This window comes from Pelotomaculum terephthalicicum JT, from assembly GCF_022410535.1.
GTDB classification, from domain to species: domain Bacteria; phylum Bacillota; class Desulfotomaculia; order Desulfotomaculales; family Pelotomaculaceae; genus Pelotomaculum_D; species Pelotomaculum_D terephthalicicum.
Genome location: NZ_JAKNBL010000016.1, coordinates 11709 through 28085 on the forward strand (window position 1 = coordinate 11709; position 16377 = coordinate 28085).

Here is a 16377-nt window from a genome sequence, read left to right on the forward strand (position 1 = left end):
GCGTGAATGAAAAAGCCGTCCTTTTTAAAGAAAATAATATTTTTCCTTTCTATTTTAGGGCCGGGAGTGATCACGGCCAATGTTGACAATGACGCCGGGGGTATTACTACTTACTCCGTGGCGGGAGCTACATTCGGCTATCAAATGCTGTGGGTTTTTCTGCCCATGATTCTGGCGCTGTTTGTCGTGCAGGAAATGGGCGTGCGGATGGGGGCTGTAACAGGCAAAGGCCTGGCAGACCTGATTCGCGAAAAATACGGAGTGCGTCTGATATTATTCGCCATGCTCGGTTTGGTTCTTTCCAGCCTGGGCAATACCATTGCTGAATTTGCCGGTGTGGCTGCGAGCCTGGAAATATTCCAGATAAATAGATATATATCAGTGCCGGTTTCCGCATTGGTTGTCTGGTGGCTGGTGGTTAAAGGAACATACCAAAGAGTAGAAAAAATATTCCTAATTGCCTCAGCTATATATTTTTCCTATATAATTTCAGGTATTTTGGCTGAACCGCCGTGGGGCACTGTCGCAAGAGAAACGGTAACCCCTCATTTTACATTTGACAGCGCGTATCTGGCCATGTTAATCGGTCTGGTCGGCACTACCATCGCGCCGTGGATGCAGTTTTACATTCAGTCTGCCGTTGTGGAAAAGGGGATAACAGTTAAAGAGTATAAACTTTCACGTCTTGATGTCATCGTCGGGGTAATTATGGTCAACGTAGTGGCCATTTTTATTGTGGTTGCCTGCGCGGCGACACTGCATAAAAACGGTGTCGCTATTGAAACAGCCAAGGACGCGGCCAGCGCCCTGATGCCCTTCGCCGGCCGCTGGGCTTCCGAGTTGTTTGCTTTCGGCTTGTTTAACGCTTCCTTGTTCGCGGCGTCAATTTTACCTCTTTCCACCGCTTTTCTTATTTGTGAAGCCCTTGGTTTTGAAGCGGGTGTGGATAAGACGTGGGAAGACGCGCCGGTGTTTTACTGGCTGTATACTTTTCTGGTGGTCGCGGGTGCCGGGATTATTCTTATTCCGAATATTCCCCTGATCCCAATAATGATTTGGTCCCAAGTTATCAACGGCGTGCTATTGCCGCTGGTATTGGTGTTTATGTTAAATTTGGTAAATGACCGTGACTTGATGGGTGAGTATGTAAATTCCCGTGTGTTTAATCTGATCGCTTGGGTGACTACAGTAATAATGATTATTTTAACAACGCTCCTGGTTATTTCATCGATATTGCCGGGTTTGTTCCGGTAAGAGCCTGTTGATTGACAGAAAGGTACCAGGGCTGAAGATAACGGCGGGTGATAGATTTGGGAATAATAAATTATGAAAGGAGTAATAGAACCAATATTTTATATAAAGATTATATAAATATTGGCTATGAATACTTGTTTTCTAATATTGTATCACTATAATATAAGCAGTGCAGAATACTATAAAAAACCCAGGTGCCATTTTTAGCATGCTGGGATTTTATTTTGGAGGAAAAAATAGTGTTTAAAAGTTCGGTGAATGGTTCCTCCATATCTTACGGAGAACAACAAAAGAGGTTGACCTTGCGGGCAACCCCGTCTCAGGTTCTGGTAGTGGGTTTTGCATCGCTTATTCTGACCGGAGCTGTTTTGCTTACAATGCCGGCGGCGGTGCGGCCTGGTCAAGAAATTAGCTTTTTAACCTCCCTCTTTACGGCTACGTCCGCTGTCTGTGTCACCGGGCTGGTGGTCGTTGATACCGGCACTCACTGGACCACTTTTGGTCAGGTGGTCATTCTGGCTTTAATCCAGGTAGGCGGTTTGGGATTTATGACAATGGCCACATTCTTCGCCATGTTGATGGGCCGCCGGATTGGCCTCAGGCAAAGGCTGATTATCCAGGAATCGTTGAATCAGACCAATATAGCCGGTATAGTGAGATTAGCCAAATACGTGCTCCTTTTTACTTTTACCACCGAGTTTGTCTTCGCTATTCTGCTGGCCATCCGCTGGTCGACTGACCTGGGGTGGCGAAAGGGGCTCTGGTTCGGTTTATTTCACTCTATTTCGTCTTTTAACAATGCTGGTTTCGATCTGTTCGGCGGTTTTAAGAGCCTGACCGGTTATACTGGAGATATCACGGTAAATCTATGCATTACAACTTTGATCATCTTAGGCGGTATCGGTTTTAGTGTCATAGTCGACGTTTTGCGGCACAACAAAGATTTTAGACATTTGTCCCTGCATACGAAGATGACTTTATCGGTTACCGGGCTTTTATTAGTAACAGGGACACTGATAATATACTTTCTGGAAATGGATAATACTTTAAAAACGCTAAGTCCGGCTGGCAAGGCTTTAGCCGCTTATTTCCAGGCGGTTACGCCCCGGACGGCGGGATACAACACCCTTGATATGGGTGCGTTGCGTTCAGCCACGCAGTTTTTTATCGTAATTCTGATGTTTATCGGTGCCTCGCCGGGTTCCACCGGAGGGGGCGTGAAAACCACCACCATAGGAGCCCTGGCCATTGCTGTCTGGTCAATGGCTAAAGGAAAGGAAAACGCTGAAGTATTTCAACGGCGGATTGGACCGGAGCAGATTTACAAGTCGGTTGCCATTATTCTGCTGGCCACTATCCTGGTTGCGTCAGTTTCTTTACTGTTGTCTATAACTGAGAATGCGGATTTTCTGGCAGTATTGTTCGAGGCCACTTCAGCTTTCGGCACGGTTGGACTGTCTATGGGGCTTACTCCTGAGCTTACCTCAGCCGGACGTATTATTATCATGCTGACTATGTTTTTAGGCAGGGTGGGCCTCCTGACTGTAATTTTTGCCTTGGCCAATAAACAGCGTAGCACTCCCCTGCGTTACCCTGAGGAAAAGATTATGGTCGGTTAGGCGTGGCAGTTGAAACACAACTCCTTTTCTCACTGCATATGCTATTAGAAAAAACATCATTATTGTTCAGCTTTTTTGTTTTTCGCCGATTTCACAGGGGGTATCGCAGATGAGGATCGGGGATATAGTAACCAGGAAAATATACGGTGAGGACATGCAGTTTTGTATTATCGGGTTTTATACGAATCAGACTACAGGGGAGAGGGTGGCTATTCTTGCCATCCTGGACCCCAGTTTAATTGTGGAGGCTTCAGTACAAGATCTGGCTCCAATTTCCGCCCGTCATTTATTTGCTCTGACAGCGCCTTTTGTACACTAAAATGCCGGGGACAGCATTGTTGTAAAGCGGAAATAGATATTTAAATCCATGTGTGCTGTAAATTCTTAGTTTCGTTAAAAGGGATATTATAACTGACATTGAATTATACTACATGAACAAGTAAAACAAGAGCTTGCTGTGGGAAGCTCTTGTTTTACTTGAACAATGCTCCAATTTTACTCATGTGAAATGACGGCATGTGGTAAACAGCATGTCAAAGCAAACTTCTCTTTTGAATTAATAGACGTTCTATGGTAGAATGTTTCCAGCCGGTAAGAGGTGTTATTATTGAAAATATTGGTGCTGAACGGTCCGAATTTAAACATGCTCGGGAAGCGTGAACCGGGAATATACGGTTCCTTGAGTTTGGAAGAGATTAACAATAATTTATCGGTATTGGCCGCCGAATTAGGCGTTGAAATTAGCTGTCGCCAATCAAATCACGAAGGCGACTTGATCGATTTGCTCCATCGCGCCGCAGCGGAAGTTGACGCGGTTATCTTCAACCCGGGTGCGTTTACCCATTATAGCTACGCCCTGCGCGATGCAGTGGCGGCTGTTGGCATTCCTACTATCGAAGTCCATCTATCTAATATATACGCGCGCGAGGATTTTCGGCAGCATTCCGTGATAGCGCCGGTTGCCGCGGGACAAATCAGCGGGCTTGGCGCAAGCAGTTACCTGTTGGCTTTGCGGGCATTAGTCGGTTTATTGGAGGAGAAGCGTGCAAGTAAAAATGCAGGCAAGGATTAATGAATTACAAAAACTGATGGATGCCGCTCAAGTTGAGGCGCTTTATGTGACTAATCCGGAAAACCGTTACTACCTGAGCGGTTTTACCGGAACAGCCGGCGCTCTATTAGTATGCCGGGACAATACTTTCCTGCTCACTGATTTTCGCTATTTGGAACAGGCGAAGCATGAAAGCCCGGGATTGACAATAATAGAGGTAAATGATTCTTACGCTGAGGCGCTTGCTTCGATTTTGACGGCGAATAGCGTTTCCGGTCTGGGTTGTGAAGGGGACCATCTGGTCCACAACCAGTTTCTCATGTTAAAGGATAAATTAGTTAGCGTTGAAATAAAAGAGACAAGTGGACTGGTGGAGAAACTCAGGATGGCTAAAGACGATGATGAGATTAAAAATATTGAGGAGGCCGTCCGCCTGGCTGATCTGGCTTTTGCAAAGGTGTTGCCCATGATTAAACCGGGCGTGTCCGAGCGTGAGGTGGCTCTGCAGCTGGAGTATTCAATGAGGTGTATGGGGGCGGATGGTGTGGCTTTTCAATTCATTGTCGCTTCCGGTCCCCGGTCGGCGCTTCCGCATGGAGTAGCTTCCACCAGGAGGTTGCAGCAGGGGGAGCTGGTTACCTTGGATTTTGGGGCGCTCTACCATGGCTACCATTCCGATATTACCAGAACTGTTGTTTTAGGAGAGCCAAGTCCAAAACAGCAGGAAATATATTATATCGTACTCGAAGCCCAGATGCGGGCAATAGAAGCGATTCGCAGCGGCGTACGGGCGTCGGATGTTGACAAAATAGCCCGTGACATTATTACCGGCAAAGGCTATGGTGAACGATTCGGTCACGGCACCGGGCACGGGCTTGGCCTGAATATACACGAAAACCCCAGACTGTCCATGAAAGATGATACTGTGTTGCGACAAGGTATGACAGTAACGGTTGAACCGGGTATCTACCTTCCGGACTGGGGTGGAGTGAGGATTGAAGACACGGTCGTGGTCGGGGAGTCCGACTGTGAGGTTTTAACCAGGACCCCCAAGGATAGGCTTATTAATCTGATCAACCTTTTTAGTTTATCATAAAAATTGTCAGGAGGCGGGAGCAGTGATATCAACCAACGATTTTAAAACAGGACTAACTATTGAACTGGAAGGAGACGTCTTCCAGGTAATTGAGTTCCAGCATGTTAAGCCGGGTAAAGGCGCTGCCTTTGTACGTTCGAAACTTAGAAACATACGTACTGGAGCCGTTGTCGAAAAAACATTTAACGCAGGGGAAAAAATACCTAAGGCCAGGATTGAGCGGCGTGAGGTTCAGTATCTTTATAACGATGGAAAAGACTATAATTTTATGGATATGGAGACTTATGATCAGATGGCCATGAATACCGAACAACTGGGTGATGCCGTAAAATACCTGAAAGAGAATATGAATATTCATATTCTTACTTTTCAGGAGAGGTCCATCGGTGTGGAATTGCCGAACTTCGTTGAGTTGGAGGTGGTTGAAACAAGTCCGGGTATCAAGGGCGACACCGCCTCTGGCGGTTCCAAACCGGCCACCCTGGAAACCGGGGCTGTAGTCCAGGTGCCTTTTTTTATTAATGTGGGGGATAAACTTCAGATTGACACCAGAACAGGGAACTATATTAAACGGGCGTAATTGATAGACGTGTTTAAACCCCCCTGGTTATAGACATACTATTAAAGCCGGTCAAGGATATAACCAGAGGAGGTATAATTTGAATGAATGATTTAAAAGCGAAAGTAGCATACCTGCAGGGATTGTCAAGCGGGCTTGACTTAAGCCCCGACTCGAAAGAAGGCAAACTTTTTCATGGAATTATTGAGGTCTTGGACGAATTCGCCGATTCATTCGGTGATCTGGAAGAAGGACAGGAACAGCTTGAAGATTATTTGGAAACAATCGACGAGGACCTTTATCAGCTGGAAGATGAATTGTATGAGGATAATGGAGCAAGCCAGAGCGCCGGAAATGGAAATTATATCGAAGTGGAGTGTCCCGGGTGTGGTGAAACAGTCTATTTTGATTCCAGTATAACTAATGATAAAGATGTAGTGGAAATCACCTGTCCTAATTGTGATGAAGTGGTTTTTGTAAACGACGAAGATTATCAAGTCGATGAAGAACCTGAAATGCTTGAAGGACAGACGAACGGGAAAAGATTAACGGCAAGCGATGAAGATATTTGAATTGTTTTTGCGTATTTTGCCCTGAAGCGGCGGCCAACAAGCTGGCCGCTTTAAATCTTTATTGAAAAATCTTACGGATGACCGCCAGTATTTGTTCTTTTCTTGTACCAAGCATGATTAAAATAAATATCAGGAATAAAATATAAGCGTTGGGCAGAACGGGTGTTTGTCTGGAGCAATTGTTAGCGGCCTGACAGGCATTTGGGTTGGCGCCGCTTAAATCCGCCGGGCAAAACGGCAGGGAAGTGTAAGGTGAACCCATGTAAGGACATGACGGATAAACCGGTATAAAAACCGGCGCGTAATTTTGATATTCTTTGGCGCTGCCGGCAGGACGGGCGTTTCCTTTGACCGGTTGTTGGTTTTGCAGCCATAAATGGTATTGTTCGAAAAACGTTTCCGGCCAGATGTATGAAACAGATGGTTGTTTTTTCATAATATATTGTCCTTCCAAAATACTGTTATAATTTTACCTACTACACAATATATGGCATAATGCCGCTTGGGTGACTGGTTTTTTTAAACCATGGTCGTTTAAGCGGCTTTTTTGTGTTGAAAAGAACTGGCATATTTTACCGCAATACTCAATATTAATTATTCAGGAGGGACAAAACTTTGAGTTTCGCGGACTTGTATCAGTTTACCCCGAGACATTGCGGCCCCGGGGCATTAGATGGTATTTTACCGGTTTTGCCGGGCAACATCCGGTCCATGGTTGCCGCGTTGCCTCACACAGCTATTGATAAAATCGAAGAGATCCGGTTTAGACAGGGAAAACCCTTAATCCTCGGGTTAGCCGGCAATGAAATTTTCTTAACTGTTGAGGGGCGGCCTACTCGTGAAGCCGGAGAAGCGTATTGTGTCGCACCTATTGACATGGAAAGATTAATCCAATTAATCAGCAACTCGTCTTTTTATGCAATTGAGGAAGAATTGAAAAACGGGTTTATTACTCTACCCGGTGGTCACCGTGTCGGCATTACGGGAAAAGCAGTGTTGGATGGCGGGAAAATCAGGACATTGAAGTACCTTTCCGGGTGCAATATTCGCCTAGCCAGGGCCGTCACCGGCGCAGCTTCCAGTCTTCTCCCGTACCTGTTGAACAATAGCCGTGGGGATATCTTCCATACGGTTTTGGTTTCCCCGCCTTGTTGCGGTAAGACAACCATGCTTAGAGACTTGATCAGGCAATTGAGTAATGGTGTTCCGGAACTTGGTTTTTCAGGATTAACTCTTGGCGTGGTGGACGAGCGGTCGGAAATTGCCGGCTGTTACAAGGGAGTACCGCAGCTGGACGTGGGACTAAGGACTGATGTCCTGGACGGGTGTCCTAAAGCAGAAGGCATGATGATGCTCTTGCGCTCAATGAGCCCGCGGGTAATAGCTGTTGATGAAATCGGACGCGGTGAAGATGTTGGGGCGTTGGAAGAAGTATTGAATGCCGGGGTGAAGGTTTTAGCCACCGCCCACGGAAAAAATTTGGCCGAACTGGCTGAGCGGCCGGCGCTGGGAAGGATAATCCGCTCAAAAATAATCGAGCGTTTTGTCATACTTGGCCGCTCCCGGGGGGTGGGAACAATAGAAGAAATAATCGACGGCAGAACCATGCGGTCACTGGGGGTGAAAAAATGCTGAAACTGATTGGAGCAGTGATGGTGATAGCGGCCAGCGGCCTCAGCGGGCTAGCCATGGCGGGAAATTACGCCCGCAGGCCGAAGGAATTGCGCTCGCTCCGTTCAGCACTTCAGATACTTGAAACGGAAATTGCATACAGCGCAACTTGTTTACCGGATGCTTTTATGCAAGTATCCGGCCGTTGCGATAAAACCTCTGCCACTTTATTCAGTGGGGCGGCGGCGGAACTTTCCAACATGTCCGGTGTTACCGCCTCAGAAGCCTGGGATAAGGCCCTTGAGAAATATTATCCGGGTACCGCGCTAAAGTCAGGTGACTTATCCATCCTGCGCAATCTTGGAGGTTCCCTGGGTATTTCCGACAGGGAGGATCAGATAAAACACCTGCGGCTGGCTATGGAACAAATCAGTGCGGAGACTTTAGCCGCGGAAGAGGAGGCGGCAAGGAATGTCAAGCTTTGGAGTTATCTTGGTTTTCTGGGAGGACTCCTGGTCGTGTTGCTCCTTTATTGAGAAGGGGGATAATTAGGTATTCAGGAGTCAGGATACATAGTAAGGATAAACCATTCTTTATTCTAGTAATTTCTAAATGATTTTTAGAAATGTTGAGGTAATTATAGATCGGAGGTCAATATATGGGAAGCAGTATAGATCTGATTTTTAAAATTGCCGGGGTGGGTATTCTGGTGGCTGTTTTAAACGCTATTTTAAAACACGCCGGAAAGGAAGAACAAGGTCATCTAGTCACTTTAGCGGGGTTGGCCATTGTTTTCATGTGGGTCATCCAACTGCTCGCCAATTTATTCGACCAGGTGAAATCTGTTTTTAAACTATTTTAGGGGCGTCAGTTTGAGAAAGTGTACGGGAGAGCAAGACATGGACATTATGCAAATAGTTGCCATCGGTCTTATTGCCACTGTCCTGATCGTGGTAGTGAAAAGTCAGCGGCCGGAATTGGGGGTACTCTTAAGCTTAGTGGCCGGCATTATCATTTTCCTTCTGGTATTAGGTAAAATCGGTTCGATTATGGATGTAATCATGGATTTGACGGCTAGAGCGGAAATCAACATGGTTTACTTGGGTACCATTCTAAAAATTATTGGAATTGCTTATATTGCTGAATTCGGGGCTCAAATCAGCCGGGATGCTGGTGAGAGCGCAGTTGCCACCAAGATTGAATTTGCCGCTAAGATAATGATTATGGTGCTTGCAGTACCAATGATCGTAGCTGTGCTTCAGATGCTTTTAAAACTTGTACCGTGAGGCGGTGGGATATTGCCTAATATTTTTTTTACGTTGTTTTTTGCTGTTCTTTTACTGGTTCCGGCGCCTGTATGGGGGGAGCAGCCCGCGGTTATAACACCGGAAGGACAAATATCATCCTTAAACCTGGCGGAAGTGCAACAATATGTTGAAAAGCTTGATACGGAAATCAAGGGGTCGATTCCCGCCTTCGATTTTAAAGACATGGTAATTAAGCTGGTGAAAGGAGAACTGGATTGGAAACCGGCGGAAATCTTTAAGAATTTAATCCGGCAGCTTTTCAAGGAAGTGGTAGCGAACTTCGACCTCTTGGGAAAGCTGGTAATCCTCGCGGTAATTTGCGCTATTCTGCAAAATTTAATGGCATCTTTTGAAAAAGGCACCGCCGCTCAATTGACTTATTCAGTTACTTATCTGGCATTAACTACCATCGCTATCGGTTCCTTTTCCCTGGCAGTCAACGCCGGCAAGGAAGTTGTAGAAAATATGGTGTTGTTTATGCAGGCGCTCCTGCCGGTTTTATTGACTCTCCTGGTTGCCGTAGGGGGTGTGGCTTCCGCCGCGGTTTTTAGCCCCGTTATTTTGACCACGGTGGGTGTTTTTAGCACCTTAATAAAAAATATAATTTTACCGTTGCTCTTTTTCGTGGCAATTCTGGGGATTGTCAACAATTTATCGGAAAAATTCAAGGTTTCAAACCTGGCCGACTTGTTAAAAGGGGTAGCCATGGGCTTAATGGGAATATTCTCCACGATTTTTTTGGGGGTTCTGACTATTCAGGGCGTGGCCGGCGCTGTTGGTGATTCTGTTACTTTTAAAACGGCTAAATTTGGGGTGGACGCCTTTGTGCCTGTAGTGGGCGGAGTGCTCTCCGACGCTCTTGCCGCCGTGGTCAGTTCGTCTTTGTTAATAAAAAACGCTGTTGGCATAGCCGGGGTGGTGGTAATTAGCGCAATAATGCTTATTCCTTTATTAAAGATTATAACGCTCGCTTTTATTTATAAACTTGCCGGAGCATTGATTCAGCCGATTGGAGACGGACAAATGGTCAACTGTTTAAATGGTCTTGGCAATAATTTACTCTTGATTTTCGCTGCGGTGGCGACAGTAGGCCTGCTGTTTTTCTTTGTCATCACAATTATTGTCGGTGTGGCGAACATTACCGTCATGCTCAGGTGAACAGTTAGGAGTGGTCGGGTGGAGGTAATACGTTCACTTATCCAAAATTTGATTATCATAGTAATCTTAGCAGTATTTCTCGAAATGCTTCTACCTGCCGGAGAAATGCGCAGGTATGTAAAAATGGTCATGGGGCTCCTGATTATCGTGGCAGTAATTCAGGCGGCGGGTGATCTGATGCACCGGGACTATTCCAGTGACTTGCCTTCGCTAACTGAAAAAATGACGGATGAACGTCTTTCCATGATCATGGAGTCTGGGAAAAAAATATCCAGCGAGCAGGAGCAAAAAGCGATTGAACAATACAAGCGCGGACTTGCCAATCAGGTAATGGCCATTGCCAATATTAACAAGGAATTACCAGTGGTGGATGCGGAGGTAATGGTGAATTCGGAAAAAGAAGGAGCAAACTATGGGCAAATAAACAGAATAGTTCTGTTTGTGGAAAAAGAACCTGGCAAATTTGACAAACAAAATGGCAAAGACAATGCCTCAATTATTGAGCCGGTAACTGTGCGTGTCGGGCAAAAGGCTGAGCAAAAAGAGCCGGTAGAGGCTGAACCGGGGCCTCCTGATGAAGCAGCAGCCGGACTGATCAAGACAGTTGCCAATTTTTATAATTTAAAGCAGGAACAAGTTGACTGCGTGTACCGTTGAAAACAGTCGTCGGAAGTCAGATGTCAGATCTCGGAATTGAACAAAAAGTAATAGTTATCTGCAATGCATATGAGTGGAGGTGCCTATTTGAACAAGCTGCTTGAATTCTTTGGTTTCGGTGGACAGGGGGGAGGTGGCTCAAGATGGCAAAACAAGCGCAACCTCTGGCTGGCGGGACTGGCTGTGATTGGAGTGCTGATGCTTGTCTTCTCCGCGGTTGACGGGACAAAATCAAACCAAAAACAAATACCGAATGCGGAAGTTTCTAATAAACAAGCTCAAGAACAGGTGATAAGCGGCATGTCGAGAGAAGAAGAACTCTTAAGCAAAAAGCTTTGTGAGATGCTTAAGAAAGTTGAAGGAGCCGGAGAAGTTGAGGTGTCCGTGCGGCTGTCGGACACAACCCAGTCTGAATATGCGGTCAATACTACCACGGGCAAGAAAACAGTTCAAGAGCGTGATCAGTCGGGGGGAACACGGCTTACAACTGAGGACAATAACAGCGGCCAACTGGTGATGAACCGCAACGGACAGGGAGAACAACCGGTTGTGGAACGGGAGGTGGCCCCTCATGTGGCCGGTGTCTTGGTTGTTGCGGAAGGTGCGGATAACGCCGAAGTGAAGGCGATGCTTTTTCAGGCGACGAAGGTGGCCATGGGTATCGAACCTCAAAAGATACTCGTATTGCCAAGGGAAAGGAGAGAATGATGAAAACACTTATTATCAGTAGAAGAGTATTGTCGCTCGCTGTCTTGAGTATAATCGGCGTTGTTCTGCTGCTATTATTTAAGCATGGCGCTGTCAAGGAGAAAACAGACGTTCCCGGTATGCAAGTAAATATTCCCACTGCCGGAGAAGTGCTTATTAACAATGACAGGACAGCGCCGGACGGGAGGATTGCCGGTGATTTGATGGAAGAGACCGCCACCAAGAGCGATGCCAATTTCTATGTGGAATACCGGCTGGAAAGAGAACGCACCAGAGGCCAGCGGGTAGAGTGGCTTCGCGAGGTGATTAATAATGCCAATTCTTCCAGCGAGACCAGGCAAAAAGCACAGGATAACCTGTTAAACATCAGCAGCCGTATGGAAAAAGAAGTTGAAATGGAAAACTTGATTAAGGCAAAAGGATACGATGATGCGGCAGTATTAATTGATGATAAGTCTGTGACGGCGGTCGTGGCGGCAGACAGCTTAAACCACGAAGAAACGATGCAGCTGGGGGAACTGATTGCGCGTGGGACAGGCGTTGACTCCAGCAGCATTATCATTATCGCTAAACTCTGACCGTATATATTTATCTAAAATTATTTTCCCTGCAAATAATCTGGTTTGCGTTAATTTACCATCTTTGCTATAATAAAAAATGTGGAATTTTAATTGTTTTTGGTGTGACTGGGGGGAATAAAGGTGGATGCCTCGGGAGTAGTCCGGGAGGAACAAACCAGGTATGGCGCAATAAGAATAGCGGATGAAGTTGTTAAAGTTATTGCCGGATTGGCGGCTATCGAAATTAAAGGCGTGGCCGGCATGAGCGGCGGCCTTGCGGGTGGTATCGCGGAGCTGCTCGGAAAGAAGAACTTTTCAAAGGGTATTAAGGTAGAGGTCGGGGAGAAAGAGGCGGCTATAGATATTTTCGTAATTGTGGATTACGGTGTGCGAATTCCGGATATTGCCGCAAGTATCCAGGGCAGCGTTAAAAATGCCGTTGAGCGAATGACCGGGCTGGTTGTTGTGGAAGTTAATGTCAATGTTCAAGGTGTTGCTTTTACTTCTGAAATGAAAGAAGAGGAACATAGAGTAAGATAAACTACGCAGCCCCCAGAAAGAGGGGGGCTGCTTTTTAAGGGGGTATATCCGGTGAGGCCTTTTGACCGTGCTTTACTGGCAGTATACACTTTCTTTTTAACAGCGATTTTCGTACTTTTTTCAGCGGTGATGCTGGGCTGGACAACACCACAGTTCCTGCTCAGAGATCTTTTTTATCCCGGCCAGCCGGAGGTTTTTTGGACACTTATGGCAATATTGATACTTGCCGGTGCCAGATTGTTTTGGATAGGTGTAAGCAGATCCGACAGAGTTGGCAGGTACGTGTTGCTCACAGAAAGTGCTGCTGGTCAGATTCGTGTGTCCATAAAAGCGATAGAAAATCTTACTGTAAAAGTAGTATCTCAGGTTAACGGGGTAAAAGAGGTGAAACCCAGGGTAGTAGCAGTCTCGCAGGGGGTCGGGATCCAACTGCGCGCCGTGGTGACTCCCGACATCAATATTCCGGAAGTTTCCGAGAAAATACAGACCCTGGTAAAAGAAAAAGTTTTTGAAGTAACGGGTATTGCTGTCAGCACAGTTAAAGTTTCTATTGAAGATATATCGGCGCACAAGCCGAGAGTCGAGTAATATTGCCGGAGAAGAGAGGGAGCGGGTTGGGCATAATCCAAGAAATTTTGGATAAACACTTGGGCAAGGCGGCAGGTGTTTTATTGGGTTTGATTTTTGGCTGGTTTGCTATCAAGTACGGCCTTTTTAAAGCTTTGTTTGTTGTTGCTTGCGCTGTGGCCGGCTACTATTTGGGCAAGCGCCTTGATGAAAAAATTGATTTTCGGGAATTTATATCAAGGATTTTTCGGGAACGATAGCTTGCAGTGTATTCGGGCCGGAGTAATGGTTGCCGTCTAGGGCGCTGGATACGTTATTTTTGCGCGTAAATTGCTACGAGGAGGAATTTGATGAGCAGGAGACAGGCCAGAGAAAGGGCGCTTCAGGTCCTGTTCCAAATAGATCTTGGCAATATTGAGCCAAGCGAAGCTTTTAATAAAGTGGACGGAAGTCTGGGCAGATTAAAGAAAAATGAAGAATTCGCCCGGCAGCTTGTTAACGGAACATTGGCCAACTTGAGGTCTATTGACCAGGTTATCGCAGGCCTAAGCAAAGACTGGAATATAAAGAGGATGGCAAGCGTCGATAGAAATATAATGCGCCTGGCGCTTTTTGAAATACTGTACTGTAAGGACATACCGGATAACGTTTCTGTGAATGAAGCCATAGAATTAGGCAAAGCATTCGGCAGCGAAGAGTCAGGAAAATTTATCAACGGCATCCTGGGGCGTGTTGTGGAAAAACCGGAAATATACCAAAATAATATTGAGTCTTAGAAAGAGTGGTTGTTTTTATTGAACAACTGCTCTTTTGAATTTGTATTTTATTAATCGGTTGCAGGGATTGTATTCTCATTATAGAATAATAACATATGGCATTATTAAAATAGAACAGGTCGTTTTAGCCGGGCTAAAGGCGCTGCTGCTATTTTCAGCGCGGTGGCCCGGTTGCTTTCATTATTATTATTAGGAGTTAAGAGCGGTGCGTGTGCTAAGTGTCCGGGAATTGACCAGGCAAATCAAAACAATGTTTGAAAACGATTACCTGCTGGCTAATATCTGTGTAAAAGGGGAAATATCCAACTTTAAGCCTGCTTCATCCGGACACTATTACTTTACCTTGAAGGATGAGTCAAGCTGTCTGAAAGTGGTCATGTTTCGCTCCCGCAGCCGCGCCGTGCCTTTCCGGCCGGAAAACGGCATGGCCGTGCTGGTACGCGGCTACGTTTCAGTTTATGAAAGGGACGGCGTATACCAGCTTTACGCTGATGAGATGGAACCGGACGGAACCGGCGCGTTGTATTTGGCTTTTGAACAGCTGAAAGACAGACTGCAGCGGGAAGGGTTATTTGACCCAAAACATAAAAAAAATTTGCCGCTGCTGCCCCGCCGGATCGGTATTGTCACTTCCCTGGCCGGTGCGGCGGTACGTGACATGGTGGAAATAATTCGGCGCCGCTGGCCCGGCCTGGAGGTTATTCTGGTCCCGGTGCTGGTGCAGGGCGAAGGCGCGCCTCTCGCGGTGGCGCGGGGGATCCAGCTGTTAAACAAGCTCGGCGGGGTTGAATTGATTATTATCGGCCGGGGCGGCGGGTCTATTGAGGACTTGTGGGCTTTTAACACGGAAGTTGTCGCCCGTTGTATTTATTACTCCGAAATCCCCGTCATATCGGCGGTGGGACATGAAACTGACTTTACCATATCCGACTTTGTGGCTGACGCCCGCGCCGCCACTCCTTCGGCCGCCGCGGAAATGGCTGTTCCCAATAAAAGGGAAATGGAGCGTTATGTCCAAACAATTGCGGACAGGCTTAAGCGCGCTGTTGAGCAAAAAATAAATGAAGGAAGACGGCGTCTGGATTATTGTCTGTCCGGCAGGACTTTGGCGCGGCCGGTGGAAACTTTTTGCGGCGCCAGGCAGCAATCAGTTGACTTCCTCACCCACCGCCTGACCCAAAGCGTGTGCAGCGTGGTCGAAAGCGAGGGCGGCCGCCTCGCGGCGCTCGCCGCCCGGCTAAACACCTTGAGTCCGCTGGCCACTCTGGCCAGGGGATATAGTATTTGTACCACACCGGACGGCAGGCGCGTCATTAGCGACATTAAAGAAGTGGACGAAGGCGACAAGCTGGTTGTGCGCTTGTACAAGGGGTTGTTGCAGTGTGCTGTGGAGGAAAAAAGGTTACAATAAAATAAAGAAAGCGCACAGGTAATAAAATGGCAATTATTCTCGACGGTAAAAAAATTGCTGGATTAATCAGAGCGGAAATAAAAAAAGAAGTTGGGCAACTGCGCGCAAGGGGAATTGTGCCTAAACTGGCTGTTATCCTGGCTGGTGATGACCCGGCGTCAGTCATTTACGCCCGCTCCAAGGAAAAAGCCTGCCTTAACGCCGGCATCAGCTACGAGCTCTTCAACTTGCCGGGTGGAATTCCTGAAGATGAATTGATGTTCTTAATCGGTAAGTTGAATAAAGATGAAAATGTGCATGGAATTATCATTGAATTGCCTTTGCCCGAGGGAATAAACAAACAAAGAGTTTTAGAAGCGGTATCGCCGCTTAAAGACATTGACGGGGTGCATCCCGTCAACCGGGGTTATCTCGTCAGTAATAGCGACGGGCTTTTTCCGGCCACACCGCAAAGTTGTATTGAAATCATGCAGCGCGGCGGAATAGAAATAGAGAGTAAGCATGCCGTTCTGGTAGGCCGTGGCGAAACAGTGGGTAAACCGCTGGTTTTTATGATGCTGAACCAAAACGCTACGGTGACTGTCTGCCACACTAAAACCAGCGACCTTGGCCGGCACACCAGACAGGCGGACATACTGATCACCGCCGTGGGCAAGGCCAAGATGATTACAGCCGACTTGATCAAACCCGGCGCCGTAGTGATAGACGCCGGTATAAATGAAACGGCGGAAGGCATTTGCGGGGACGTTGACTATGAAAATGTGCAAAAGGTTGCCGGCGCGGTTTCACCAGTCCCAGGCGGGGTCGGCAGTCTTACCACCGTTTTGGTGCAGAGAAACCTGCTTAAAGCAATCAAACTTCAGAAGAAATAGTGCGCAGGACAGGGGAAGACAGAGGGGACGGTTCTCCTGGACCGCTCAGGAAACATTTA

General features: G+C 46.8%; 22 protein-coding genes. 21 read left to right on the plus strand and 1 reads right to left on the minus strand.

The window, feature by feature from the left end; all coding sequences use genetic code 11:
- The first annotated feature begins 6 nt into the window (after positions 1-6).
- The 7 genes from L9W92_RS10610 (at position 7) to L9W92_RS10640 (ending at position 6151) form a co-directional block, all read left to right on the plus strand.
- A complete protein-coding gene (locus L9W92_RS10610) occupies positions 7-1254 on the plus strand; it encodes an NRAMP family divalent metal transporter (protein ID WP_240083735.1) in 1248 nt (415 codons plus the stop codon).
- 239 nt (positions 1255-1493) lie between these two features.
- Positions 1494-2873: a TrkH family potassium uptake protein gene (locus L9W92_RS10615; RefSeq protein ID WP_376741802.1), complete on the plus strand. Its 1380-nt coding sequence runs from the start codon at positions 1494-1496 to the stop codon at positions 2871-2873.
- Positions 2874-2982: 109 nt separating this feature from the next.
- Positions 2983-3192 carry a sporulation peptidase YabG gene (locus L9W92_RS10620; protein WP_240083736.1) on the plus strand — a complete coding sequence of 70 codons (210 nt, stop codon included), beginning with the start codon at positions 2983-2985 and terminating at the stop codon, positions 3190-3192.
- A gap of 288 nt (positions 3193-3480) precedes the next feature.
- Positions 3481-3945, plus strand: coding sequence for a type II 3-dehydroquinate dehydratase (aroQ, locus tag L9W92_RS10625; protein ID WP_240083737.1), 465 nt, complete (start codon positions 3481-3483; stop codon positions 3943-3945).
- Positions 3929-5020 (plus strand): M24 family metallopeptidase, encoded by a 1092-nt coding sequence (locus tag L9W92_RS10630; RefSeq protein WP_240083776.1) that lies wholly within the window; start codon positions 3929-3931, stop codon positions 5018-5020. The genes aroQ and L9W92_RS10630 overlap by 17 nt, the downstream gene beginning before the upstream one ends.
- Before the next feature lie 22 nt (positions 5021-5042).
- Positions 5043-5600: an elongation factor P gene (gene efp, locus L9W92_RS10635; protein WP_240083738.1), complete on the plus strand. Its 558-nt coding sequence runs from the start codon at positions 5043-5045 to the stop codon at positions 5598-5600.
- 83 nt (positions 5601-5683) lie between these two features.
- Positions 5684-6151, plus strand: a complete 468-nt coding sequence (locus L9W92_RS10640) for a CD1247 N-terminal domain-containing protein (RefSeq protein WP_240083739.1) — start codon at positions 5684-5686, stop codon at positions 6149-6151.
- 58 nt (positions 6152-6209) lie between these two features.
- Here the strand turns inward: L9W92_RS10640 and L9W92_RS10645 are convergent, their stop codons facing one another.
- The gene (locus L9W92_RS10645) at positions 6210-6587 is read right to left on the minus strand and encodes a hypothetical protein (RefSeq protein ID WP_240083740.1); all 378 of its coding nucleotides are present in this window, start codon (positions 6585-6587) and stop codon (positions 6210-6212) included.
- 179 nt (positions 6588-6766) lie between these two features.
- On the opposite strand from L9W92_RS10645, the gene spoIIIAA reads away from it, so the two are divergent.
- The 14 genes from spoIIIAA (at position 6767) to L9W92_RS10715 (ending at position 16318) form a co-directional block, all read left to right on the plus strand.
- Entirely contained in the window at positions 6767-7786 is a 1020-nt protein-coding gene (spoIIIAA, locus tag L9W92_RS10650; protein WP_282442336.1) for a stage III sporulation protein AA, read from the plus strand.
- Positions 7780-8298 carry a stage III sporulation protein SpoIIIAB gene (spoIIIAB, locus tag L9W92_RS10655; RefSeq protein ID WP_240083741.1) on the plus strand — a complete coding sequence of 173 codons (519 nt, stop codon included), beginning with the start codon at positions 7780-7782 and terminating at the stop codon, positions 8296-8298. The genes spoIIIAA and spoIIIAB overlap by 7 nt, the downstream gene beginning before the upstream one ends.
- 122 nt (positions 8299-8420) lie before the next feature.
- Positions 8421-8624 carry a stage III sporulation protein AC gene (gene spoIIIAC / locus L9W92_RS10660; protein ID WP_240083742.1) on the plus strand — a complete coding sequence of 68 codons (204 nt, stop codon included), beginning with the start codon at positions 8421-8423 and terminating at the stop codon, positions 8622-8624.
- A 37-nt stretch (positions 8625-8661) separates the two neighbouring features.
- A complete protein-coding gene (spoIIIAD, locus tag L9W92_RS10665) occupies positions 8662-9048 on the plus strand; it encodes a stage III sporulation protein AD (RefSeq protein WP_240083778.1) in 387 nt (128 codons plus the stop codon).
- 12 nt (positions 9049-9060) lie between these two features.
- Positions 9061-10227 carry a stage III sporulation protein AE gene (spoIIIAE, locus tag L9W92_RS10670; protein WP_248285978.1) on the plus strand — a complete coding sequence of 389 codons (1167 nt, stop codon included), beginning with the start codon at positions 9061-9063 and terminating at the stop codon, positions 10225-10227.
- A gap of 18 nt (positions 10228-10245) precedes the next feature.
- A complete protein-coding gene (gene spoIIIAF / locus L9W92_RS10675) occupies positions 10246-10884 on the plus strand; it encodes a stage III sporulation protein AF (RefSeq protein WP_240083743.1) in 639 nt (212 codons plus the stop codon).
- Positions 10885-10971: 87 nt separating this feature from the next.
- The gene (locus L9W92_RS10680) at positions 10972-11592 is read left to right on the plus strand and encodes a SpoIIIAG-related protein (protein ID WP_240083744.1); all 621 of its coding nucleotides are present in this window, start codon (positions 10972-10974) and stop codon (positions 11590-11592) included.
- Entirely contained in the window at positions 11589-12170 is a 582-nt protein-coding gene (locus tag L9W92_RS10685) for a SpoIIIAH-like family protein (RefSeq protein ID WP_240083745.1), read from the plus strand. Before L9W92_RS10680 ends, L9W92_RS10685 begins: the two co-directional genes overlap by 4 nt.
- 123 nt (positions 12171-12293) lie before the next feature.
- Positions 12294-12692: an Asp23/Gls24 family envelope stress response protein gene (locus tag L9W92_RS10690; RefSeq protein WP_240083746.1), complete on the plus strand. Its 399-nt coding sequence runs from the start codon at positions 12294-12296 to the stop codon at positions 12690-12692.
- A 51-nt stretch (positions 12693-12743) separates the two neighbouring features.
- Positions 12744-13280, plus strand: coding sequence for an alkaline shock response membrane anchor protein AmaP (gene amaP, locus L9W92_RS10695; protein WP_240083747.1), 537 nt, complete (start codon positions 12744-12746; stop codon positions 13278-13280).
- 26 nt (positions 13281-13306) lie between these two features.
- Positions 13307-13519 carry a DUF2273 domain-containing protein gene (locus tag L9W92_RS10700; protein ID WP_240083748.1) on the plus strand — a complete coding sequence of 71 codons (213 nt, stop codon included), beginning with the start codon at positions 13307-13309 and terminating at the stop codon, positions 13517-13519.
- A 90-nt stretch (positions 13520-13609) separates the two neighbouring features.
- Positions 13610-14035 (plus strand): transcription antitermination factor NusB, encoded by a 426-nt coding sequence (gene nusB / locus L9W92_RS10705; RefSeq protein WP_240083749.1) that lies wholly within the window; start codon positions 13610-13612, stop codon positions 14033-14035.
- A 205-nt stretch (positions 14036-14240) separates the two neighbouring features.
- On the plus strand, positions 14241-15446 hold the full coding sequence (gene xseA, locus L9W92_RS10710) for an exodeoxyribonuclease VII large subunit (RefSeq protein ID WP_240083750.1): 1206 nt from the start codon (positions 14241-14243) through the stop codon (positions 15444-15446).
- A gap of 26 nt (positions 15447-15472) precedes the next feature.
- On the plus strand, positions 15473-16318 hold the full coding sequence (locus L9W92_RS10715; protein WP_240083751.1) for a bifunctional 5,10-methylenetetrahydrofolate dehydrogenase/5,10-methenyltetrahydrofolate cyclohydrolase: 846 nt from the start codon (positions 15473-15475) through the stop codon (positions 16316-16318).
- The last annotated feature ends 59 nt before the right edge of the window (positions 16319-16377 follow it).